The 20,523-nt window shown below is 65.4% G+C and carries 20 protein-coding genes; 10 read left to right on the plus strand and 10 right to left on the minus strand.

Annotation, left to right across the window (positions count from 1 at the left end):
- Positions 1-3 precede the first annotated feature (3 nt).
- The 4 genes from GRS80_RS01860 to GRS80_RS01875 are packed head-to-tail and all read left to right on the plus strand — an operon-like array spanning position 4 to position 1,762.
- Positions 4-390, plus strand: a complete 387-nt coding sequence (locus GRS80_RS01860) for a PIN domain-containing protein (protein WP_149082419.1) — start codon at positions 4-6, stop codon at positions 388-390.
- A complete protein-coding gene (locus GRS80_RS01865; RefSeq protein ID WP_160046073.1) occupies positions 391-960 on the plus strand; it encodes a DNA-directed RNA polymerase in 570 nt (189 codons plus the stop codon). It begins immediately after the preceding gene.
- Between the two features lie 2 nt (positions 961-962).
- Entirely contained in the window at positions 963-1,160 is a 198-nt protein-coding gene (spt4, locus tag GRS80_RS01870; protein ID WP_149082421.1) for a transcription elongation factor subunit Spt4, read from the plus strand.
- 2 nt (positions 1,161-1,162) lie between these two features.
- A complete protein-coding gene (locus GRS80_RS01875; RefSeq protein WP_343161405.1) occupies positions 1,163-1,762 on the plus strand; it encodes a GTP-dependent dephospho-CoA kinase family protein in 600 nt (199 codons plus the stop codon).
- Between the two features lie 209 nt (positions 1,763-1,971).
- Here GRS80_RS01875 and GRS80_RS01880 read toward each other — a convergent pair whose 3' ends face one another.
- The 4 genes from GRS80_RS01880 to GRS80_RS01895 all read right to left on the minus strand — a co-directional run bounded on the left by GRS80_RS01880 (position 1,972) and on the right by GRS80_RS01895 (position 5,257).
- Entirely contained in the window at positions 1,972-2,694 is a 723-nt protein-coding gene (locus tag GRS80_RS01880) for a hypothetical protein (protein ID WP_160046074.1), read from the minus strand.
- A gap of 2 nt (positions 2,695-2,696) precedes the next feature.
- Entirely contained in the window at positions 2,697-3,527 is an 831-nt protein-coding gene (locus GRS80_RS01885; protein ID WP_160046075.1) for a hypothetical protein, read from the minus strand.
- A gap of 170 nt (positions 3,528-3,697) precedes the next feature.
- Positions 3,698-4,831 (minus strand): hypothetical protein, encoded by a 1,134-nt coding sequence (locus GRS80_RS01890; RefSeq protein WP_160046076.1) that lies wholly within the window; start codon positions 4,829-4,831, stop codon positions 3,698-3,700.
- A gap of 174 nt (positions 4,832-5,005) precedes the next feature.
- The gene (locus tag GRS80_RS01895; RefSeq protein WP_160046077.1) at positions 5,006-5,257 is read right to left on the minus strand and encodes a hypothetical protein; all 252 of its coding nucleotides are present in this window, start codon (positions 5,255-5,257) and stop codon (positions 5,006-5,008) included.
- 259 nt (positions 5,258-5,516) lie between these two features.
- Between GRS80_RS01895 and GRS80_RS01900 the strand changes: the two genes are divergently transcribed.
- Together GRS80_RS01900 and GRS80_RS01905 are read left to right on the plus strand one after the other, a co-directional pair.
- Positions 5,517-6,602 (plus strand): geranylgeranyl reductase family protein, encoded by a 1,086-nt coding sequence (locus GRS80_RS01900; RefSeq protein ID WP_160046078.1) that lies wholly within the window; start codon positions 5,517-5,519, stop codon positions 6,600-6,602.
- Between the two features lie 139 nt (positions 6,603-6,741).
- Entirely contained in the window at positions 6,742-8,388 is a 1,647-nt protein-coding gene (locus GRS80_RS01905; RefSeq protein ID WP_160046079.1) for an MATE family efflux transporter, read from the plus strand.
- A gap of 16 nt (positions 8,389-8,404) precedes the next feature.
- Here GRS80_RS01905 and GRS80_RS01910 read toward each other — a convergent pair whose 3' ends face one another.
- Complete coding sequence (locus GRS80_RS01910; RefSeq protein ID WP_160046080.1) at positions 8,405-9,940, minus strand: stage II sporulation protein M; 1,536 nt, start codon at positions 9,938-9,940, stop codon at positions 8,405-8,407.
- Between the two features lie 191 nt (positions 9,941-10,131).
- Here GRS80_RS01910 and GRS80_RS01915 point away from each other — a divergent pair, with 191 nt between their 5' ends.
- The gene (locus tag GRS80_RS01915; RefSeq protein WP_160046081.1) at positions 10,132-11,274 is read left to right on the plus strand and encodes a rhodanese-like domain-containing protein; all 1,143 of its coding nucleotides are present in this window, start codon (positions 10,132-10,134) and stop codon (positions 11,272-11,274) included.
- 136 nt (positions 11,275-11,410) lie between these two features.
- On the opposite strand, the gene GRS80_RS01920 is transcribed toward GRS80_RS01915, so the two are convergent.
- Together GRS80_RS01920 and GRS80_RS01925 are read right to left on the minus strand one after the other, a co-directional pair.
- The gene (locus tag GRS80_RS01920; protein ID WP_160046082.1) at positions 11,411-11,884 is read right to left on the minus strand and encodes a plastocyanin/azurin family copper-binding protein; all 474 of its coding nucleotides are present in this window, start codon (positions 11,882-11,884) and stop codon (positions 11,411-11,413) included.
- 124 nt (positions 11,885-12,008) lie between these two features.
- Positions 12,009-13,247 carry an MFS transporter gene (locus GRS80_RS01925; protein WP_343161406.1) on the minus strand — a complete coding sequence of 413 codons (1,239 nt, stop codon included), beginning with the start codon at positions 13,245-13,247 and terminating at the stop codon, positions 12,009-12,011.
- Positions 13,248-13,481: 234 nt separating this feature from the next.
- On the opposite strand from GRS80_RS01925, the gene GRS80_RS01930 reads away from it, so the two are divergent.
- Entirely contained in the window at positions 13,482-14,867 is a 1,386-nt protein-coding gene (locus GRS80_RS01930) for an O-acetylhomoserine aminocarboxypropyltransferase/cysteine synthase family protein (protein ID WP_160046083.1), read from the plus strand.
- Positions 14,864-16,069 (plus strand): homoserine O-acetyltransferase, encoded by a 1,206-nt coding sequence (metX, locus tag GRS80_RS01935; protein WP_160046084.1) that lies wholly within the window; start codon positions 14,864-14,866, stop codon positions 16,067-16,069. Before GRS80_RS01930 ends, metX begins: the two co-directional genes overlap by 4 nt.
- A 143-nt stretch (positions 16,070-16,212) precedes the next feature.
- On the opposite strand, the gene GRS80_RS01940 is transcribed toward metX, so the two are convergent.
- From GRS80_RS01940 to GRS80_RS01950, 3 genes are all read right to left on the minus strand, one after another.
- Positions 16,213-16,884, minus strand: a complete 672-nt coding sequence (locus GRS80_RS01940; protein WP_343161407.1) for a class I SAM-dependent methyltransferase — start codon at positions 16,882-16,884, stop codon at positions 16,213-16,215.
- A gap of 91 nt (positions 16,885-16,975) precedes the next feature.
- A complete protein-coding gene (locus GRS80_RS01945; protein WP_160046085.1) occupies positions 16,976-18,076 on the minus strand; it encodes an archaeosine biosynthesis radical SAM protein RaSEA in 1,101 nt (366 codons plus the stop codon).
- A gap of 156 nt (positions 18,077-18,232) precedes the next feature.
- A complete protein-coding gene (locus GRS80_RS01950) occupies positions 18,233-18,421 on the minus strand; it encodes an HVO_0649 family zinc finger protein (RefSeq protein WP_160046086.1) in 189 nt (62 codons plus the stop codon).
- A 109-nt stretch (positions 18,422-18,530) separates the two neighbouring features.
- On the opposite strand from GRS80_RS01950, the gene GRS80_RS01955 reads away from it, so the two are divergent.
- Entirely contained in the window at positions 18,531-20,381 is a 1,851-nt protein-coding gene (locus tag GRS80_RS01955; RefSeq protein WP_160046087.1) for a bacterio-opsin activator domain-containing protein, read from the plus strand.
- The last annotated feature ends 142 nt before the right edge of the window (positions 20,382-20,523 follow it).

Consider the following 20,523-nt stretch of genomic DNA (forward strand, 5'->3'; position numbering starts at 1 on the left):
GAAATGAGTACGCGGGTCGCCCTCGATACGAGCGCGTTGATGATGCCGGTCGAACTCGACGTCCGGCTGTTCGACGAACTCGAGCGACTCCTCGAGGGGTTCGAACTCACGACGCCGCAATCGGTTATCGAGGAGCTTCGGCGGCTGTCGGAGAAAGGAGGAACGGAGGGGACGGCGGCGAACGTCGGTCACGATCTGGCGACCGAGCGCTGTCTCGTCGTCGATACCGAAGCATCGTACGCCGACGACGCGCTCGTCGAACTTGCCCGCGAGGGAAACGTCGACTACGTCGTCACGAACGACCGCCCGCTTCGCGACCGGATCCTCGAGACAGGTGTACCGGTAATTGCATTACGCGGGAGAAACAAGCTAGCGATCACTCGACCATAGATGTACAAACGGGTCAGATTGAAAGACACGGTGGAGGTACCGCCGGAGGCACTCGGTGACGTCTCGCCGAACCTCGTGAAGCGACTGCTGCAGGACAAACTCGAAGGCCGGATGGACGAGGAGGTGGGCAGCATCGTCTCGGTCACCGAGGTCCACGACATCGGCCAGGGGACGGTCCTGCCGAACGAACCGGGCGTCTACTACGAGGCCGACTTCGACGCCGTCACGTTCGACCCCCAGATGCAGGAGGTCGTCGACGGCACCGTCGTCGAAGTCGTCGAGTTCGGTGCCTTCGTCGGGATCGGTCCCGTTGACGGCTTGCTCCACGTCTCCCAGATCTCGGACGAGTATCTGGCGTTCGACAGGGAGAACCAACAGCTCGCCTCGAACGAATCGAACCGCACGCTCGGCGTCGAAGACGCCGTCAGAGCCCGGATCGTCACCAAGAGCATCGACGAGCGCAACCCGCGTGACTCGAAGATCGGCCTGACGGCGAAACAACCGGGGTTGGGCAAACACGGCTGGCTCGAGGAAGAACACGAAAAGCAAGAAGCGGCCGCAGGTGAGTAACCATGGCGTCGAACCGTCTCGTCTGTCGCGAGTGTCACCGGGTCAACGATCCGGACAACGAGACCTGTGACGCCTGTAACTCGTCGTCGCTGACCGAAGACTGGGCCGGCTACGTCGTCATCGCCCACCCCGAGGAGAGCCAGATCGCGACGGAGATGCAGGTCACCGAACCCGGCGCGTACGCGCTCAAAGTCCGATAGCCGTGGCCCGCGAGGACCGGCCGCCGTCGGCGAGATCCGGTTCGGCGAACGGCGGCCACAGCGACGAGCCCGAATCGCTTCTGTTCCTGCCCGAGGAACTTCGTGGCGAGTTCAAAGAGCCGATGGGCCCCCTCGAGACCGATGCGGCCGTCCTTCTCGAGTCGGTCGACGGGACGCTGATCGCCGTCGGCGACGTCGTCACCGACCACCTTCTGCGCGCCGGCCGCGAGCCGGACGTCGCGCTCGTCGACGAACGCACCAAGCGCCGCGACGTCGACGAGGAAATCCGCGAGCGCGTCGCCGCGGAGCCGGATCTCGAGGCCGAGAACCCGCCCGCGGAAATCTCCGCGGACGCCGTCTCGACGCTGCTCGAGGCGCTCGCACTCGAGGAGCCGACGACGGTGCTCGTCGACGGCGAGGAGGATCTGCTGGCGCTCCCCGCCATCGTCGCCGCCCCCGAGGGTGCGAGCGTCGTCTACGGCCAGCCCGACGAGGGGATGGTCCACGTTCGCGTTACCGAGGAGACGAAATCGGAGATGCGGGCACTACTCGAGGGCTTCGAGGGCGATACGGAGCAATTCTGGCGACTGCTCGAGGAGTGACCCAGAACCGAGGCGGCCAGCGGAGTGCGGACTCGTCATAGTCGGGCTGCTCGTCAGGGTCGATCCTCGAGTCGAATATGGATGTAAAACGCTTCAGACGGCTCGACGGCCCGAACGGTCCGAGCGGTCCGATTTTCGGGGATGTCCGTTCGCCACGGGATCAGCGTAACCGACGGGAAACAGGAACGGAGATTGCAGTCCGAATCACGCTATCCGCGGCATCGAAGTGTTAACCCGATCAGCACGAGTACGGCACTCCCAGCGACCACACTGCCAAATCCGGGCACCGAGTCATCACCACCAGTCGTGTCATCGGCGGACACAGCCCCATCAGACGGCAGCGCGATCGTCGCTTCGAAGCCGTCGAAGTCCGTCCCGCTAGCCCACGTCACCTGCCGATCACTCCGATCAGTCGGCTCCGGCGTTACTGTCTCGACCGTCGAATCGGCCGGCGCGGTGACGACGACCGGTCGGTCCGCCTCGTACCCGCTCGCGAACGGTTCGGTCACGACAAGGTTACTTCCGTCGACTGCTCCGAGATTCTGCCAGTGCACCGAGAGTACGACTACGCCGCGGTCGTCCCCGGTCCGAACGTCAACTGCGTCGGCCGTGACCGTCATCTCTCGGTCGACGTCGTCGATCGATCGTTCGGCCGTCTCCTGCATTCGGTCGGCGAACCGATCGAGCAGCTCCGTTTGGGCGTCTTCATCCGCCTCGAGGGTCTCGAACGCGTCGCGTTCGTCCTCGTCCGCGAAGTCGGAGACGGTAACCAGCGAAACCGTCGCGTCGCCATCCTCAGAGAGGTCGACGTGCAACTTCGGGTCGTCGTCGGTCGTCGGGGCATCGGTTACTGCGCCGGCACCGGACACCGGCGCGAGCAGGAGCGCCGACACGACAACGAAGACACCGAGGTACGCTATCCTGCGTGCCATTCTTACCGATTCTCTGCTGCAGTGTCACCCGCCGACGTATCGGTGTCAGGTTCCTCGTCCGACTCGTCTGTATTGGCGTCAGCCGACTCGTCTGTATTGGCGTCTGCTTCGTTCTGTTCAGGCTCGTCAGTACCCGGAGCGTCTGCTTCGTTCTGTTCAGGCTCGTCAGCATCCGAGGCGTCCGCATCATTTGCAGGCCCCTGGTCACCGTGTGGCGTTTCGATCGGTGCACCGGGTCCACGGTCTTCGTCGACTGCCTGACCGACCTGCGGACCGGCGATCGACTGTGCAATCTCCGAAACTTCCTCGCCGTCGAGTTCGGCGGCGCGGTCCGAAAGCGTCTGGATCGCCTCGGCGTCGATGCCACGTTCCGCGAGCACCTCGTCGTCGAGTCCGTCGGCGGCTGCCGCCGTGCCGTCCGCTAACCGTTCAGCCGTTCGCTGTTCAGCCGCGATCGAAGCCATTTCGGCCCGGTACTCGCCCTGACTGATCTCGCCGGCCTCGTACGCAGCGTTCAGTTCTTCACTGCGAGTTTCGAGTTCCTCAAGTCGGTCCTCGACGTCAGTCAACTGGTCACCGACGACATCGGCTTTCGCGTCATCGGTCTGTGCGTTCGCGATCTTGATCCCGAACGTGCGTTCCGAGACGTCTCCCTCTAGTTCGGCTTCCTGGACGCCGACGACGCCCGCGAGCTGTTCGCCGGGCGCAATGTCGTCGGTTTCGTCCGTCTCGTCTTCTTCCTGCGCGCCCGCAGCGTCGGCGGCTGCAAGCGGCATCGCCATCACCGAAACGGCGAGCAACAGTGCGAGCATGATTTTCGTGATCCGCTTCATGACAACTACTGCGACGACCGATCACTCCATATATACGGTCGATTATCACCCCGATTCGACGATAGTTGACGACGGTTGCCGACCGTTGACGCCGGTTGCGACGGACCGAAACGGTCGTAAAATGGGCGAAACGGTCCGTCGCAGTCAGGCGATTTTCGGTCGTTTCCCCGTCACTCTCCTTCGTCCCCTACCTGGACCAGTTCGTCCTGTTTTCCAGGTAAGACGAGGACGTTTTCACGACCCAGTCGGAACGATTCGAGTTTGTCCTCCTCGCGAAGTCCGCTGACGACCTTGCTGGTTTTCGCGTCGGTCCAGCCCAGTTCCGAGACGACGTCTTGCTGTTTCATCCGCCCGCCGTGTTCCTCGAGCAGTCGGAGGACGCGTTCCTCGTTGCTCAGGAACTCCTCCTGCACGGCCTGGTCTGGCTGATCGGCCGCAAGCGCGTCAGTGGCCTCACCCATCGCATCGTCGGTGGAGTCGTCGGCTGCTCTCGAAACGGCTATCGGGAGTGAGTGCCCGTCCCCGTCCGCCGTCCGTCGGTGATACCAGAATACGACGACGACCGCAATTCCACCGAGCACTGCGACGCCGGCCGCGATCGCCACCGTCGATACCCCCGTCCCGCTCGAGGCGACGACGCGGGGTTCACCGGTAACGAAATCGGTCTGCGAGCCGTGCCAGATGACCGCGTGCTCGCGGTGGTCGTCGGGTTCGGGGCTCGCGTGCTCAAGGGAGTGCGTTTCGGGCCACGAGATCAGCAATCGGGTCTCATCGGTGAGGTAGAGTCGCTCGATCGCATCGCCAGCACGGAGTTCGGAGCCGTCGGCGACGGCGAATCCGTGCCAGTCGAACGTGTAGATAATGACGCCGTAGTCCTGCGCTAACGATTGGCGCTCCGTCTCGACGGCGAAGTTGTCGGTCGACATCTCGCGATCCGTCGCATCGCTGGCGGTAGCCGTGGTCGAATCGATTCGGTCGGCGAACCGGGTCAGATACGGGTCCGGATCGTCGTCGATATCGTCGCTGATCGACTCGAAAGCGGCGGTCGATTCGTCGTCCTCAAGTTCGACCCAGAACGCCATCCGCCACTCCGCGGAGCCGTCTTCCGCCAGCGCGACGTTCATCCGGACGTGATCCGGATCGATCTCGTCCGGCGTCGCCGAGAAGGCGTCGGGTTCGTCGGCTGCGTGGACCGACGATTGGGGGCCGCTCGCCCCGACAACCGAAAGCGGCCCGGAAACGAGAAGGGAAAGGGCAAGCACGACAAGCACCAGCCGAACGAGCACTCGAGTGGACCCCGTCATCGTCGTGTAACGTGTCGGTTTCGGTCATTCACCGGTGCGAGCCCAGCAGGTAAATAAAATGTAGAATACGGTCCCAAACCCATTCAGTCAATCACGGAATTCAGTATCTGCTGGCACTCTAATACACCTTTTGATCCCCAACACTATTATTAAATGAATTACCATTATGACCAGTCAACTGGATACCGGGCCACCGTCAGACGGCGGAGCGACGTCGGTCGTACCCGCAGATCCAACGGTACCGAGGGTTTCATCGATAGCGTCGACGAACCCGCTGATGGTCTCGATCAGGTCCGACACGAAGTCGGGAACCGGCTCCGGAAGGTCGTTTGGTGGGCCCTCACCGGGCGTCGCTGCGGCGGGCCCCGCCGTCCCGGCGAGTACCGCGAGACTAACTACGATCGCAAGCAGTGTATAGCGGTGCATGTAGTCGGTTGATTACCGAGAAGGAACATGAATTGGAGTGTCGTTGTCGCCGGTTTTCGTCCGTTTTCGTGCATTATCGGTGGTCTGTGCGGACGACTTCGTCGTGATCGACAGGCGGTTCATGACGGCCCTCAGGGTGTCGCCGATGCCACAGTATCATCGTGACTGCGAGTCAGTGTACGTGTAGTTACGGTACCATCCGTTGCTATCGTACCCCCCTTCGACAGGATATTTATTCGCCCGCGTGAACGTGACCGACATGTACGATTTCGTCGTCGTGGGAGTGGGGCCCGCCGGAGCGCGGTTCTCGCGACGCGCAGCGGAGAACGGCTACGACGTGCTGGCCCTCGAGAAAGGAGAGATCGGCACGCCGCTTGCCTGTTCGGGCCACGTCAGCACCGATATCTGGAACTTCACCGGCCCAGGAGCACGTTCGGAGCTGTTCCAGAACGAGGTCTACGGCGCGCGGTTTCACGTCGGCGGCCCGCACAGCGATTCCTATCCCTTCTACAAGCGGGAGGTCGCCTCGAACGTTATCGATCGCGTCGGGCTGGATCGCCACCTCGCGGACCTGGCTCGTGAGGCAGGTGCGGACGTCCGCGAGGGTCACACCGTTACCGACGTCACGGAGCGACCCGACCGCGTCGAGGTCGTCGCGAACGGCCCCGACGGCACCGAAACGGTCGAAGCGAAGATGGTCGCCGGCTGCGACGGCCCCCGCTCGCGGGTTCGAGACGAACTCGGACTCCCGCAACCGGGCGAGTTGCTCCACGGCGTGCTCGCCTTCTCGGCGGAGGACGATCACGACGACTTCGTCGACGTCCACCTCACCGCGCCGACGTTCTTCGCGTGGCGCATCCCACGGGGCGAGGCAGGCGTCGAGTACGGACTCGCCGCACCGCCGGGCGTCCAGGTCACCAAACACTTCGAAGAACTGATCGACGGCTACGAGATCGACGTCTCCCACCGATGTTCGGGTGCGATTCCCATCGGCGCACCCCACCAGGTGACGAGTAGACGGGGGTTCCTGATCGGCGACGCGGCCGCCCAGACCAAACCGTTCACCGGCGGCGGCATCCTCTACGGCATGACCAGCGCCGACCACGCCGCTCGCGAAATCGATCCCGATCGACCCGCGACGCTCGCGGCGTACGAAGACGCCTGGCGCGATGACCTGGCCCGAGAGATTAAACTCGGACATCTGATCCGTCGGGCGTACTCGTTGCCGGAACCGCTCCAGCACGTCGGCCTCTCCGCGGCCGCCGGCGAAATCGGCGTACACATGGATCGACCGACCTCGCTCGTCTCGGTCGACCACGTCAAGGCGTTACTCTCGCGGCTCTGATCGCTGGCTGTGGCCGAATCGGCCTCGAGATCGGCGGCTCGTGCTCGCGACGACGGACCAGACTCGATCGATACCGCGACTCGAGGAAGACAACCGGTAAGCGACAGATCGAAGGGAGCGGTAGCGAAACGATCCGACGATGAGCCGTCGGGACGGAGCCGTGATCGACATCGTCGGCAGGTTCCTCGAGCGACTGGGAGTCATCGACGCCGAGCGCTTTCGCCGGACGGCGGACCTCGCCTGGCCCCGGATCGTCACCGGATTCGCGATCATGTCCAAGCAGACGGCGGATCTGGCGATGGTCGGAATCGCCGTCGGGACGGCGGGAACTGCGGGAATGGCGTTTGCGCTCGCCTACTGGGAGATCGTGGTGATGATCGGGCTGGGGCTTGCGGGCGGGACGGTCAGTCTCGTCTCGCAGAACTACGGCGGCGAGGAGAGCGAGCGCGCGTCGCTGGTGGTCGGACAGAGCGTTCTTCTGGTGTTCGTGCTGGCGGCGCCGATGATGGCCGCGTTCGTCGTTCTCCCCGGACCGATGATCGGTCTGTTCGACCCGAGTCCGGAACCGCTCGCTCACGGTCGTACCTACCTCGTCTTCGTCGCGCCGGCGATCGGCTTCGAGATGCTCAACCTGATCGCCAGTCGCACCTACACCGCCGTCGGCGACACGTTCACCGAGATGGTCGCTCGAGCCAGCGGCGCCGTCCTCAACATCGTCGTGAGCGCCGTCCTCATCTTCGGATTCGAGATGGGCGTCGCAGGGGCGGCGATCGGCACCACCGTCTCGACCGGTGTCGTAACCGTGGTCCTCGGCTGGGGGATGGTCGGCCGATCGTACGGCAGTCTCGGCATGGAGCCGAGTCCCGTCCCGATCACGCGCGCCGCGGTCGGATTCGAACCGGCTATCGTCCGCCAGATCGTCGAGATTTCGGCCCCGGAGGTCGGCCGCCGCCTCACCGAGGGGATCATCGTCTTCCCGCTTCTGTGGATCGCAGCCGCGTTCGGTCCGGTGATCGTCACGGCGATCGAGGTCGGCCGCCGGATCAGGAGCCTGCTCAACAGCGTCAACTGGGGACTCGGGCTCGCTTCGAGTTCGCTCGTCGGCCAGCAACTGGGTGCCGGCGAAGAAGACGAGGCCGGCGCCTACGGCCGGGCGATCATCCGGCTCTCGATCGTGATCTACGTCGGACTCGCCCTCCTGGTCGTCGCCCTCGGGGAGCCGATCGCGAGCCTGTTCGTCGAAACGCCGGCGGAGGCCGCCCAGGCCGGCACCTTCGTGGCCGTCGGCGCGATCAGTGCGATCGGGTTGAGTATAGACGGCGCTGCGGCGGGGGCCCTCCTGGGTGCGGGCGACACTCGGTTGCCGTTCGTCGCCTCGCTTATCGGCCGCTACCTGTTCGCGTTGCCGGTCGCGGCGCTCGGGCTCGTGACGCCCCTCGGGATCGTCGCGCTCTATCTGGCGCTCTTGCTCGAGACGTACGTGCCCGGTGGGATCAACTACTGGCTGTTCCGGCGCGGGCGCTGGAAGGAAGTGAGCCGTCGCTACCGGCCCGACGCGAACGGTGAGACTGATTCTGAATCCGTCTCCGACGTCGATTCCGACCTCGACTCGGAAACGCGGCGCTCGTCCTGCAGATCCGACGAGCCCACGGGCGATCCCCTGGGGACCGACCGACTCGAGCGACCGGAACTCACGCACTCGGTGTCGGAACCGGCAGCGCTCATCCGGATTGCGATCCCGCTGTTCCGGCGAACCCCCAACAAGTCGCGAGTGCGCCGGAGTTGACCGACAGAAAACCGTCTCAGAGGAACAGCCGGAAGTAGTAGGGGCTGACGAACGCTTCCACGACCGCCGCGATGGCGAGTAGGATACCGATCCCGACGAGCACCCAGAACGCCCGCTCTAAGCCGTCGGCGAACGTCGGCCGGTCGATCCGCCCGCGGGAGGCGCGCCAGGTGACGAGGCCGATCCAGACGCCGAGCGCGCTCGCGACGAAGATCGCCGGAATCTCGACGACGCCGTGTGGAATCACGAACGCGAGCAACGTGAGGGGGTCGGTCTCGAGCTGGCCGACGATCCCCATGTAGACGCCGTTGAACAGCAGCGAGGCGATCGCCGGGATCGCGAAGACGACACCGCTGAAGGCCGTCGTGATCGCGACGAACCAGTTGTTGCCGAACAGCTCGAGTGCGAACGCCGGCGGGATGATCCCCTCGAGTCGGGCGAGGATCGACGCCTCGACAGCGCCATCGTAGGGGGCAGCGACGATCCAGCCGACCGCGAACGAGCCGAGACCGAGGACGACGACGGCCGCGTGGATGCCCGGCGTCTCCCGGACGAACGTCGTCATCTCGCGCCAGCCCCGCCGGAGGCCGTCGCGAAACTGCCCGCGGACCGACCGCTCTGGCATCGCCGGTGGCGCGAGTCGATCGCGGTACCGGGCGTAGAGGGCGGTCTTCAGCAGGCCGAGTGCTGGGAGTACTGCCACCGTGATGACGACCGTGGTCAACACGAAGATCTCGACGAGGACGAGGATGCTCGAGACGGTCGACACCGCGAGCAGTGATCCGACGGAGATGACGTAGTAGAAGGCGGCACCGATCGGCCGCGAGCGGACGAACCCGACGGTGTTCGAGAGCGACTCGAAGACGCCGGCGTCGTCGACGACGACGGCGACCGGTGCGAACGCGAACACCGCCCGGATGGCCGCGAGGACCACCACCAGGACGAGCGCCACGAGGAACCCGACGAGGACGCCGAGGATCGGCTCCGCGGCCCCGAACGCGAGGGCGGCGACGAAGGCGACGGTGCCGACCACGGCCGCCGCCACCAACCACAGCAGGAACTCGAGGACGAACAGCGCGAGAAACCGGAGCCAGTACCGGCGGACGCCGGCGATCCCTGCGACGACCCCCCGCTCGTCCCGGAGTCGGGCGTGACAGGTCGCCAGCTGGCCCGCCGAGGCGATCGCGTACAGGATCACCCCAACGAGTAGGCTCACGAGCGCCGTCACGGTAAAGAGCGCGCCCACCACGAGGACGGCTTCCGGTGTCACGAACGGTTCGAGCGCCGAGACGAGTTCCTCGGCCCACGCCTCGAGTTCCTCCTCGCTCGCGTCGGGGTCCGGCGGAGTGGCGTCGACCTCCGCCAGCGCCTCGGGAAGTCCCTCGAGGTGGCCGGCCATCTCGAGGTAGAGATAACCGACGACGACGGCGACGAAGGGAACGACGCGAACGATGGCGGGGACGGCTGCCCCGAGGAAGTAGAACGGAAGGAGATCCCCGGGTCGGTTACGGAAGGCGGAAACGACGGCGGAGACGGAATCTGACAGTGACATAGATCGTCGTACGACACACTGTCAGATAAACGAACCTGTCCGGGAGTCGAACACGGCCTTCGATACGGGTCTCGTGATCTCGTTCATCCGCCGCCGGCCGCCAGCCCTACCCACGCGGAGAGCGCTCGGTGGTCCGCCGACCATCGCACGGCGACAGTATACCTTAGTCGCTCGCGCCCGTACCGACGGTTATGGTTACTACCCTCTCTGCGGACCGACTCGCGCAACTCCAGGACGAGGACGCCGAGTTTACCCTCGTCGACACCCGCCCGGCGGACAGCTTCGAGTCCTGGCACATCTCGGGAGCGATCCACTTTCCGTTCGGTCCCGAAGAGGATATCGACAGTCGACTCGAGGAGTTCGAGGAGACGATCGGTGACACGGAACGCGTCATCACGATCTGTGCGAAAGGCATCTCCTCGGGCAACCTCGCGACGCAACTCGAGTCGGCGACGAGGAGCTACGACGTTCAGGCTCTCGACGGCGGGATGAAAGAGTGGAGCGGCGTCTACGACCGGGTCGAACTCGACGTCGGGACGGACCTGACCGTCGTCCAGGTCCAGCGTCGAGCGAAAGGGTGTCTCGGGTACGTCATCGGCTGCGAGAAAACGGGCGATGCCGTCGTCGTCGATCCGACCGCCGACGTCGACGAGTACGTAATCGCCGCCGAGGAGGCGGGGCTCTCGGTCGTGGGCGTGATCGACACCCACGTCCACGCCGACCACGTCTCCGGCGGTCGCGAGCTCGCCGACCGGCTCGAGGTGCCCTACTACTTGGGCGAACGTGCGACCGAACGCGGCGTCGACGTCGACTATACGCCGCTCGAGCGCAACGAGGTGCTTTCGGTCGGCACTCGCGAACTCAAGGCGTTGCCCGCTCCGGGACACACGAGCGAGATGATCAACCTGCTGGTGGACGACCGGGCGCTGTTGACCGCCGACACCTTGCACGCCGATTCGACCGGACGGACGGAACTCGAGTTCAGCGAAGACGACGGGGAACGCGGTGCGCGGATGCTCTACGAGACGCTCCACCGAACCGTGCTGACACAGCCCGAGGGGATCATCGTCCTCCCGGGCCACGTCACGGTCACCTCCGACGGCGAGTTCGGACACGGCACCCCCGGCAAGCCCATCACGACGACCGTCGGCGCGGCGCGAATGGGGATCGATCTCCTGGCCCTCGAGGAAGAGGCGTTCGTCGACCGGATGGCCGACGCCGGAGAGAAGCCGTCGAACTACGAGACGATCATCGACCACAACCGCGGGACGGTCGAGCTACCCCCCGAGGATCGGGTCGAACTCGAACTCGGGCCGAACAACTGCTCGGCCTGAGCGGACCGATACCAGCGAGAGCCCAAGTCTCGCGGTGACGGGTTCGAAAGCCGGAGATCGATCCGACCAACCGTAAACTCGGCGTCGTCGCACGAAAACGTCGAAAATCCCTGAAGTCGGTTCGCGATCGCAGCCGTTACTCGATCTGAATGTCGCCGACCATGGTCGTCTCGTGTGGGTCACACACGTATTGGGCCATCTCGGCGCTGGCTTCGAACTCGAGGATCTGGTCGTCGGGCTCGTCGTCGTCGGTCTCGTCGGTCTGGAGGTCGTCGACGACGTCGTCGCCGTCGTCGCGAATCTCGATGTTGTGGAACGCGCCGTCGCCTTCGGTCCAACCGATGGTGTACTCGCCGCCTTCCTCTAAGACGAGCGTCGGGTTCTGTTCGCTCTCGATCGACGCGGGCTCGAGACCCTCCCAGCCGGCGGTCTGGGCGTCGAACATGATCTCGGTGCCAGGATCGATCGCGATGCCGTCGACTCCGTCGTCGCCGTTGCCGTTACCGTTGCCGTTGCCGTCGTCGCTACACCCTGCGACGAGGGCGGTTGCTGCCGCCGCACCGGTGAGCTTCAACGTGGTCCGCCGTGAAATTGGGTTCTCTCGTGTCATCAGACAGTCGTTGGAGATGAGCACATAAAAATTGACACCCTCTCTCCGTCCGTAGTCATGCGATTACATACCAAGAATTTTCGACGTATCTGTCGGGATAAACACGTACCCCAGTACGGTTACATTACTCGGAGTGACCGACCCTGTCGCTGTCGGTGATCGATCCACTCGTGCCGATCGAAAGACGGAGGAAGACGGGTGCCGCAACGATCGCGATCGCGATTTCGAGACCCCCGACGACCAGGAAGGCGAGATCGTAGCCGAACGATCCGGCGACGGTCGCGCCGACGAGGAAGCCGCCGAGAAAGCCGAGGCTGCCGGCGAGGTTGAAGCCAGCCATCGCCAGGCCGCGTTCGTCCTCGGCAGCGAGGTCGGTGACGAGCGCCATCGTCGTCGGCGAGACCAGCGCGCCGAGGACGCCGATGGAGACCATCGCGACGGCTGCGACGGCGACGGACGGTGCCGCGCCGACGGCGAGGATTCCGAGGCCGTAACACAGCGAGCCGACGACGATCGGAACCGCGCGGCCGATCCGATCCGAGAGCGCACCCATCGGATACTGCAACAGCGCGAACGGCGCGAAAAAACACGCGAGCAGGAGTCCCGTCGCGCCCGCGGTGAGGCCGAACGTCTCCTGGAAGTAGAGCGTCCCGACGAGCGCGAAGAAGCCGGCGGTCATCCGATCGACGAACCCGAACGCGTAGGGAACCGAGAGCGTCGGCCGCCGTCGAACGCCCTCGAGGAGCGCGCGGGCGGTCCGTCGTGTGGTGGGCGCTCGGTCCTCGACGAGCGAAACCGCCGCGCCGACGCCGACCAGCAGACTCGCCGCGACGACCAGCGGGGCAACCGGATCGAGTTCGGTTAGCTGGCCGCCGATCGGCGCGCCGAGGGCTGCACCGAGACCGATCGCGATTCCCGCAGCGCCCATGTTCCGTCCGTGTCCTCCCTCGAGGTCCATCAGCATGGTCATCGTCAGCGAGAGCGCACCGATCGTGGTCGCGCCCTGAAAGACCCGCACGATGAGTACGCCCTCGAACGGGATCGACCCCAGGGCCGGAACGACGGCGAGAGCCGCGTACCCCGCCGCACCGGCGATCGCGCCCACGACGATCAGCGGAGTTCGACGGCCGGTGACGTCGCTGACCACGCCCCAGACGCCGACGAACGCGACGTAGGCGGCGAACTCGGCCACCAGAAACCACATGCTGGCGTCGAGTGGCGTCGCGGCGAAGGGCGAACTCGTCGCGTCCGCACCCAGTGTTTCGACGAGCGTCGCGATGCCGGGATAGAGCAACAGCTGTGAGAACATCACCGCGAAGACGACGGCGGCGAGGACGATTCGGTCGCGATCGCTCGATCGCACGGTCGCGGATAGGAACCGGCCGACTATGAAAGCGTCCGTCTCGCTTCGTGGTGTGTCGACGGGCACTCGAGGCTGCGTCGGCGGTGACAGGGCGAGACGCGAGGATGTCGACACGGTCGGTGATCGGCGCCGCGCACCGTCGGGGTCGCCAGTAGAGTGCGAACTGGTGACACGGTCAGCGGATTTTGCCGTTACTGAGACGCATATGAACGTGGGGCAGTATGCATACTAAACATGAGCGACGACGGGAGCGACGGCGATCCGGACTGTCCCGGGCACGGACTCGGGACACGAAGCGTACACGCAGGACAGCGGGCCGATCCGGAGACGGGGGCGATGGCACCGGCGATCCACCAGACTACCTCCTACGTGTTCGAAGACGCAGACACCGCCGCGTCCCGCTACGCCTTAGAGGACGACGGCTACATCTACTCGCGGATCGCGAACCCGACGGTGACGACGCTCGAGGATCGCCTCGCCTCCCTCGAGGGCGGTGCGGGCGCGGTCGCGACGGGTAGCGGGATGGCCGCCCTCGACTCCGCGACGCTCGTCCTCGCCGAGGCCGGCGACACCGTGGTCTGTTCGACGGACACCTACGGCGGGACGAGCACCTACTTCTCGAAGACGGCCTCCCGGCGGAACATCGAGACGACGTTCGTCCCGACGCTCGAGTACGACGCCTACGAGGACGCGATCGACGAGGACACCGCGTTCGTCCACGTCGAGACGATCGGCAACCCCTCGCTCGTCACGCCGGATTTCGAACGCCTCTCCGAGATCGCCCACGAGAACGGCGTTCCGCTGGTCGTCGACAACACGTTCGCGACGCCCGCGCTCTGTCGACCGCTGGAACACGGCGCCGACGTCGTCTGGGAGTCGACGACGAAGTGGCTCCACGGCTCCGGGACCACCGTTGGCGGCGTCCTCGTCGACGGCGGGGCGTTCCCCTGGGGCGAGCACGGCTACGACGAGATCGCGGGCCAGAATCACGCCTACCACGACGTCGACTTCTCGCGGGACTTTCCCGACGCGCCCTTCGCCGCGACCGTCCGCTACCGCTCGCTCCGGAGTCTGGGCAACCAGCAGTCACCCTTCGACGCCTGGCAGACCCTGCAGGGGCTCGAATCGCTTCCGTTGCGGGTCGCGAAACACTGCGAGAACGCTGCCATCGTCGCCGACTACCTCGCCGACCACGACGACGTCGCCTGGGTCACCTACCCAGGTCTCGACTCCCACACGACCCACGACAACGCCTCGCAGTATCTCGCCGATTACGGCGGCATGGTCGCGTTCGGCCTCGAGGGGAGCGACGGATCCGACGTGGCCCCGTCTGGCGAGAGGGCGTCTCCCACCGGCTACGAGGCCGGCAAACGCTTCTGTGAGAACGTCGACCTCGCCCAGTTCCTCGCGAACATCGGCGACGCGAAGACGCTCGTCATCCACCCGGCGAGTACGACCCACGGCCAGCTCTCCCCCGAAGAACAGGAGGAGGCGGGCGTGACGCGCGATCTGGTCCGGATGTCCGTCGGCATCGAAGACCCCGCAGACATCCTCGCGGACCTCGAGGACGCGATCGAAACCGCAACACGGGAGACCACGGAGGGCCAGGTCGACACATGACGACGAAAGACACGATCGACCTCGGCGAGTTTCAGTTCGAGTCCGGGGAGTCGATCCCCTCGCTCGAGGTGGCCTACGAGACCTACGGCGAGTTCGACGGGACGAACGCCGTTCTGGTCTGTCACGCCCTGACCGGCAGCGCCCATGTGGCGCGCCGGCCCGACGCCGGCGACGAGACCGCCGGCCAGGCGCGAGCCTGGTGGGGTGACGTCGTCGGTCCCGGGAAGGCCATCGACACGACCGAGTACTACGTCGTCTGTGCGAACGTTCCGGGTTCGTGTTACGGTACGACAGGCCCGGCGAGTACGAACCCGGAGACGGGCGAGCCCTACGGGACCGAGTTCCCGCCTGTGACGGTCGGCGACTGGACCCGGGCCCAGCGCGAACTGCTCGACGCGCTCGGCGTCGGTCGGCTCCACGCAGTCGTCGGCGGGAGCGTCGGCGGGATGAACGTCTTAGACTGGTTGCGCCGCTATCCCGACGACGTCGACCGCGCCGCGGCGGTCGCGGCGGCCGCACGCCTCGACGCGCAGTGTCTCGCGCTGGATACGGTCGCGCGCCGTGCCATCACCGCGGATCCGAACTGGAACGAGGGCCACTACTACGACGGGCCAAAGCCCGAGGAGGGACTCGCACGCGCGAGACAGATCGGCCACATCATGTACCTCTCGAAGGCGTCGATGGCACGGAAGTTCGGCCGCCGCTCGGCAGGTCGGGAGACGGTCCGCGAGCGCCCGCCCGATCCCGCCGCCGCCTTTTTCCCGTACCGCGAGGTCGAGTCGTACCTCGACTACCAGGCCGACAAGTTCACCGACCGCTTCGACGCGAACAGCTACCTCTACCTGACCCGCGCGATGGACGATTTCGACCTCGCTGCGGGCTACGAATCCGACGCCGACGCCCTCGCGGCCTTCGAGGGCGAACTGCTCGCCGTCTCCTTTACCGGCGACTGGCACTTCACCGTCGAGCAGTCCGAGGCGCTCGCCGACGCCTGCCGCACCGCTGGCGTCGACGTCGCCCACCACGTCGTCGAATCCGACCACGGCCACGACGCCTTCCTCGTCGAACCCGAGAAGGTCGGCCCGCCGCTTTCGGATCTCCTCGAGGCGGGCCTCGAGGGCCGGTCGATCACCGACACCGACGACGAACCCGACGACGAAGACGAGTTCGCTCCGGTTCACTCGAGTCTCTTCTCCGATTGATACGGTTTACTGTCGATCAGTTCCGGTGCGACCGCGACCCGGACGGCGATCTCACCGGTACATCGCTACAGTAGTATGTCAGATACCGTTCGCGAAGAAGACGTGACGGCGAAACCGTGCGTTCGCGCCCGTCCCGCTTGCGCCTACTGGTCGTTCGGTTTGCGAGCCACGAGCGTGACGCGGGGTTCGCCGTCGACGCGGTACTCGGCGTAGTACAGCACCCTCAGATCGGCAGACGCCGACAGGAGCTCGTTCGACGCGAACCGGTGGCGATCGCCCGGTCCAGTTCTGTCGGTCGACTCGAGGTAGTGTTCGTAAAAGAGGGACCCGCCCGGAGCGAGCGCCGACAATATCGAAGAAAGGCGGTCGCGGGCGTCGTAGAAGCTGATCGCCACGACGTCGTAGACTGCGTCGGGAAAGGCGTAGCTGTCGACGTCGGCCAGGATCCACTCGACGGCGGCGGACTGCGAGACGGCGTGCTCGCGTGCACGCTCGAGTTGCGCCCTCGAGACGTCGATTGCGTCGACGCGCCAACCGGCGTCGGCGAGGGCGATCGCGTTCCGGCCGAGACCGGTCGCGACGTCGAGTGCACGGCCATCCGAGCGCCCCTCGAGAACCGTCCGCAAAAGCGGCGAGGGCTCGTGATCCGTCCCCGCGACGGGAACGGGGCCGTCAGCACCGTCTACGCCCGGAGTGAGGCCACTCGAGTCGGACTCTTCCCGGACCGAGTTTGGAGGGGACCCAGCATCGGGGGAATTCGACTCGGAGCCCGCTTTGGCCGACTCGCGGTCTGCTCGAGGGAGATTCACAGTCACGACTGTTCCGACGTGGACCGAGTACAAAGAGAGACTCCCCGAGAGATTCGGTATCAGGGCGACGGCACGACGGGAGTGGATCAGCGGTTCGTTACCGGGTCAGCGGCTGGTTGAACCCACACTCGCGTTCGCGGACGGCCTCCCAGGTCAGTTCACACTCACAGGAGACCTGCTCGAACACCGACGGATCCTGCCGGAGATCGAAGTCCTTGATTGCCTTCTGGACGAGGTCGTCGCACTCGCCGCAGTTGTGTGGCCCGCGGTCGGAGCCGTGGCCGACGGGATCGGAGACGACGATGGCGTCGACGTCGGCCGTTTCCTCGAGGACGTGGGCGACCGACCAGAGCCACGGCGGCCGGTAGCCGCCCGAAAAGTAGAGTTCGTCGACCATCGTGTAGCGCTGGACGTTACAGGGGTTCATCGAGACGGTGTGACAGCCGGAGACGTCCGCACAGCGTTCGATCGAGTCGATCATGTCCTCGATGGCTTCCGACTCCGTGAGGAAGGGCGGTTTCATCAGGAGATAAGCCTTGACGCCAGCGTCAGCCCCCTCTGCCGCCGCGTCGTCGGCGGCCGCCGCCTCGGCGCAGGCGTCCTCGAAGTCGGCGAAGTCGAAGTACTTGTTCACGCAGTCGTGGCGGACGCGATCGGTGGCCGTCTCGAGGCCGATGGCGACGTCGGTGTCGATCCCGTACTGGGTGAAGTCGCCGATCTTCTCACGGTCGACGAAATCGGGCAGTGACTCGAGGACGATACGCTCGCGGTCGGCGAACGTCTCGGCGATCGCTTTGCGGGTTTCGGCGCCGACCTCGCGCTCGTCCAAGAAGGAGCCGGAGGTGTAGATCTTGATCAACTCGGCGGGTTCGTCCCCATTTTCGGCCTCGTGTGCGAGACAGACGTCGATCTGGTCCATCAGGGCGTCGTGGGAGACGGAACCGCCGTCGACGCTTTCCGCGACGTAGCCACACATCGTACAGCCGCCGGCGCGGGCCCACCGACAGCCGCCCGTGTTCAAGATGATCGTCAGGCTCTGTTTGACGCCGCCGGGCGTGTTGTCCTCGTCGAGCCAGACGCGAGTCGGTTCGTGTGGATCGTAGCTCGCCTCCTTGCGCGATCGAATCTCGCGCATCACCTGGTTGTGGGCGTCCATGCCCTTGCCCTGCTCGTAGACGTCGGGCGTGGGTTTACTCATTGGCGGGAAAAGCGGGCCGACGCGTAAAGCGGCTTCGTCTGTCGCCGTCCTCCCGCGGTCGATCCGGGCGTGACCACCACCACAGGCGACCTCGAGACACGCCGGGATCGACTCCGGTGGCGGGAACGGAGACGCGGACCGAGAGAACGGTGCCGGTTACAGTCGCATCTCTCGGGTCTCGACGGCCGAGCACGACGGACAGGCGAACTGGTACCGAACCCGACTCCCCGTCGTCGTAACGCGCCATCCGCCGTCGGTGTCCCGGAATCCACACTGACGACACTCGAGTTCGGAATCTTCGAGCTTCTGTCGGAGGCGTTCGAACGGTGTGTGACTCAGTGACATATGTAACGGTATACCATGAACGACTATAAGCATCGTGGGTACCGGTTCGAGAGCCGAACTGTCGGCCGGATCACCATGGTTCTTTGCAGAGCCCCGCGTACCCGTGGGCATGGACGACGTCGAGTCAGCGGACGATGATGGGGGTGACGGTGGACCGACGAGGGCCGTACTCGAGCGTATCGTCGATCCGGTCGTCGCCGTCGTCGACGGGACGGTCACGTACGCCAACCGGGCAGCGCGTGAGGCGTTCGGAATTTCCGACGACGGTCCCGAGGCGACGGCGCTCGAGGGCTGGGATCGACTCGCGGAGGCGGTCGAGGAGACGGCAGCCGGAACGGCGAGACACGTCGATCTCGAGGGGAGGTGGACCGGGGCGCGGATACACCGGGACGCTGAGGGGGTGACGATCAGGTTCGAACCCGACGGGGAGAACGAACAGGAGGACGACGACCGGGCCCTCAAGGAGCGGGCGATCGCCGAGGCCCCGGTCGGGGCCGTCATCTCGGACCCCGACCGAGCAGACAACCCGCTGATTTACGTCAACGAGACCTTCGAGCGGATCACCGGGTACGATTTCGATGAAATCGTCGGCCAGAACTGCCGGTTCCTGCAAGGGGAAGAGACCGACGAAGATGCAATCGACGAGTTGCGCGCCGGAATCGAGGAACGACGCCCCGTCACCGTCGAGTTGAAAAATTATCGCGCAGACGGCACCGAGTTCTGGAACGAGGTGACGGTCGCTCCCCTTCGGAACGATCGTGGAGAACTCACGCACTTCGTCGGCTTCCAGAACGACGTGACAGCGCGTAAGAAGGCTGAAATCGAACTCGAGCGCCGAACAGAGGAACTGGAGTACGTCCTCGACCGGATCGAGGGACTCGTCCAGGACGTCACCGCAGCCGTGGCCGGTTCGACCACCCGGTCCGAACTCGAGGCGGAGGTCTGTGAGCGAATCGTCGCGGAAGCCGCCTACGACGGTGCCTGGATCGGCGAACGGAACCCGACGATGGGCGGCGTCGACGTCCGTGCGAGTGCGGGCGAGACGTCCACTCACGATCGAGTGACCGCCGACCGCTCGGCACCGGAAGCGATGGCGACCGAGAGCGTCTCCGTCGAGACGGTCGACGGGCACACCCACGCGACGTTCTCGCTGTCGTACAACGAGATCGAGTACGGCGTCATAACCGTTCGGATGGCCGAGGACCGACCCGTCGACGACCGCGAGACGGTAATTCTCTCCGCGCTCGCCCGCACGCTGGCGAGCGGGATCAACGCCCGGGAGACCAGCCGGATCCTCGAGACCGACGCCATCGTCGCGGTCGAACTCGAACTCGTCGACGACGCGATCGCACCGATCGCGGTCTCCACCGAAGCCGACTGTCGCCTCGAGTATCGTCGGTCCACCCACCGGGGGGACGGGACGGCTTCCCTGTTTACCGTCACCGGTGCCGACGCCGACGACGTCCGACGTGCCGCCGAAAGCCTCGACGACGTCGACTGTCGAATCGTCGTCGACCGGGACGACGAGTGTCTCGTCGAATTCGTCGGCGAGGACGACCCCGTCACCCGACTGTCGGACCGTGGTGCCCGCGTCCGGTCGATCGAATGTCGGGACGGTCGCGCCGGATTCGAACTCGAGGTTCCCCAATCGGGAAACGTCCGGTCGGTCGTCGAGGCGCTCGAGGATCGCTACGATGGAACGAGCGTTCTCTCGGTTCGCCAGCGCGAGATCGGCGATACCCGCCAGGAGTTCGTCGAGCGACTCGAGGACAACCTCACCGACCGCCAGTTCGCGGTCTTACGCCGAGCCTACCTCGGTGGGTACTTCGAGTGGCCTCGCCCCGTCACCGGCGAGGAACTCGCCCAATCGATGGACGTCTCGCGGCCAACGTTTCACGAGCACCTTCGAACGGCCGAGCAGAAGCTCTGTCAGGCGGTGTTCGACGAGCAGTCGGGATAGTACGGACTGTTGTCGTTTCGCACTGATGATCGCTCGAGGAGGTTCAACGATCTCCGGAACAACGCGACAACGATCCGCATGACTCTCCTCGAGTCTGACCTGTAGTCCGGGGTTAGAACCGCAAACTGGCCCAGACGGTCGC

This window comes from Natrialba sp. INN-245 (genome assembly GCF_009807105.1).
Lineage (GTDB): Archaea > Halobacteriota > Halobacteria > Halobacteriales > Natrialbaceae > Natrarchaeobius > Natrarchaeobius swarupiae.

What these genes read in the sequence shown, in the direction of transcription:
- GRS80_RS01860 (WP_149082419.1), top strand. Translation starts at nt 4, where the DNA reads ATGAGTACGCGGGTCGCCCTCGATACGAGCGCGTTGATGATGCCGGTC.
- GRS80_RS01865 (WP_160046073.1), top strand. Translation starts at nt 391, where the DNA reads ATGTACAAACGGGTCAGATTGAAAGACACGGTGGAGGTACCGCCGGAG.
- spt4 (WP_149082421.1), top strand. Translation starts at nt 963, where the DNA reads ATGGCGTCGAACCGTCTCGTCTGTCGCGAGTGTCACCGGGTCAACGAT.
- GRS80_RS01880 (WP_160046074.1), bottom strand. Translation starts at nt 2,694, where the DNA reads ATGGCACGCAGGATAGCGTACCTCGGTGTCTTCGTTGTCGTGTCGGCG.
- GRS80_RS01885 (WP_160046075.1), bottom strand. Translation starts at nt 3,527, where the DNA reads ATGAAGCGGATCACGAAAATCATGCTCGCACTGTTGCTCGCCGTTTCG.
- GRS80_RS01890 (WP_160046076.1), bottom strand. Translation starts at nt 4,831, where the DNA reads ATGACGGGGTCCACTCGAGTGCTCGTTCGGCTGGTGCTTGTCGTGCTT.
- GRS80_RS01895 (WP_160046077.1), bottom strand. Translation starts at nt 5,257, where the DNA reads ATGCACCGCTATACACTGCTTGCGATCGTAGTTAGTCTCGCGGTACTC.
- GRS80_RS01900 (WP_160046078.1), top strand. Translation starts at nt 5,517, where the DNA reads ATGTACGATTTCGTCGTCGTGGGAGTGGGGCCCGCCGGAGCGCGGTTC.
- GRS80_RS01905 (WP_160046079.1), top strand. Translation starts at nt 6,742, where the DNA reads ATGAGCCGTCGGGACGGAGCCGTGATCGACATCGTCGGCAGGTTCCTC.
- GRS80_RS01910 (WP_160046080.1), bottom strand. Translation starts at nt 9,940, where the DNA reads ATGTCACTGTCAGATTCCGTCTCCGCCGTCGTTTCCGCCTTCCGTAAC.
- GRS80_RS01915 (WP_160046081.1), top strand. Translation starts at nt 10,132, where the DNA reads ATGGTTACTACCCTCTCTGCGGACCGACTCGCGCAACTCCAGGACGAG.
- GRS80_RS01920 (WP_160046082.1), bottom strand. Translation starts at nt 11,884, where the DNA reads ATGACACGAGAGAACCCAATTTCACGGCGGACCACGTTGAAGCTCACC.
- GRS80_RS01930 (WP_160046083.1), top strand. Translation starts at nt 13,482, where the DNA reads ATGAGCGACGACGGGAGCGACGGCGATCCGGACTGTCCCGGGCACGGA.
- metX (WP_160046084.1), top strand. Translation starts at nt 14,864, where the DNA reads ATGACGACGAAAGACACGATCGACCTCGGCGAGTTTCAGTTCGAGTCC.
- GRS80_RS01945 (WP_160046085.1), bottom strand. Translation starts at nt 18,076, where the DNA reads ATGAGTAAACCCACGCCCGACGTCTACGAGCAGGGCAAGGGCATGGAC.
- GRS80_RS01950 (WP_160046086.1), bottom strand. Translation starts at nt 18,421, where the DNA reads ATGTCACTGAGTCACACACCGTTCGAACGCCTCCGACAGAAGCTCGAA.
- GRS80_RS01955 (WP_160046087.1), top strand. Translation starts at nt 18,531, where the DNA reads ATGGACGACGTCGAGTCAGCGGACGATGATGGGGGTGACGGTGGACCG.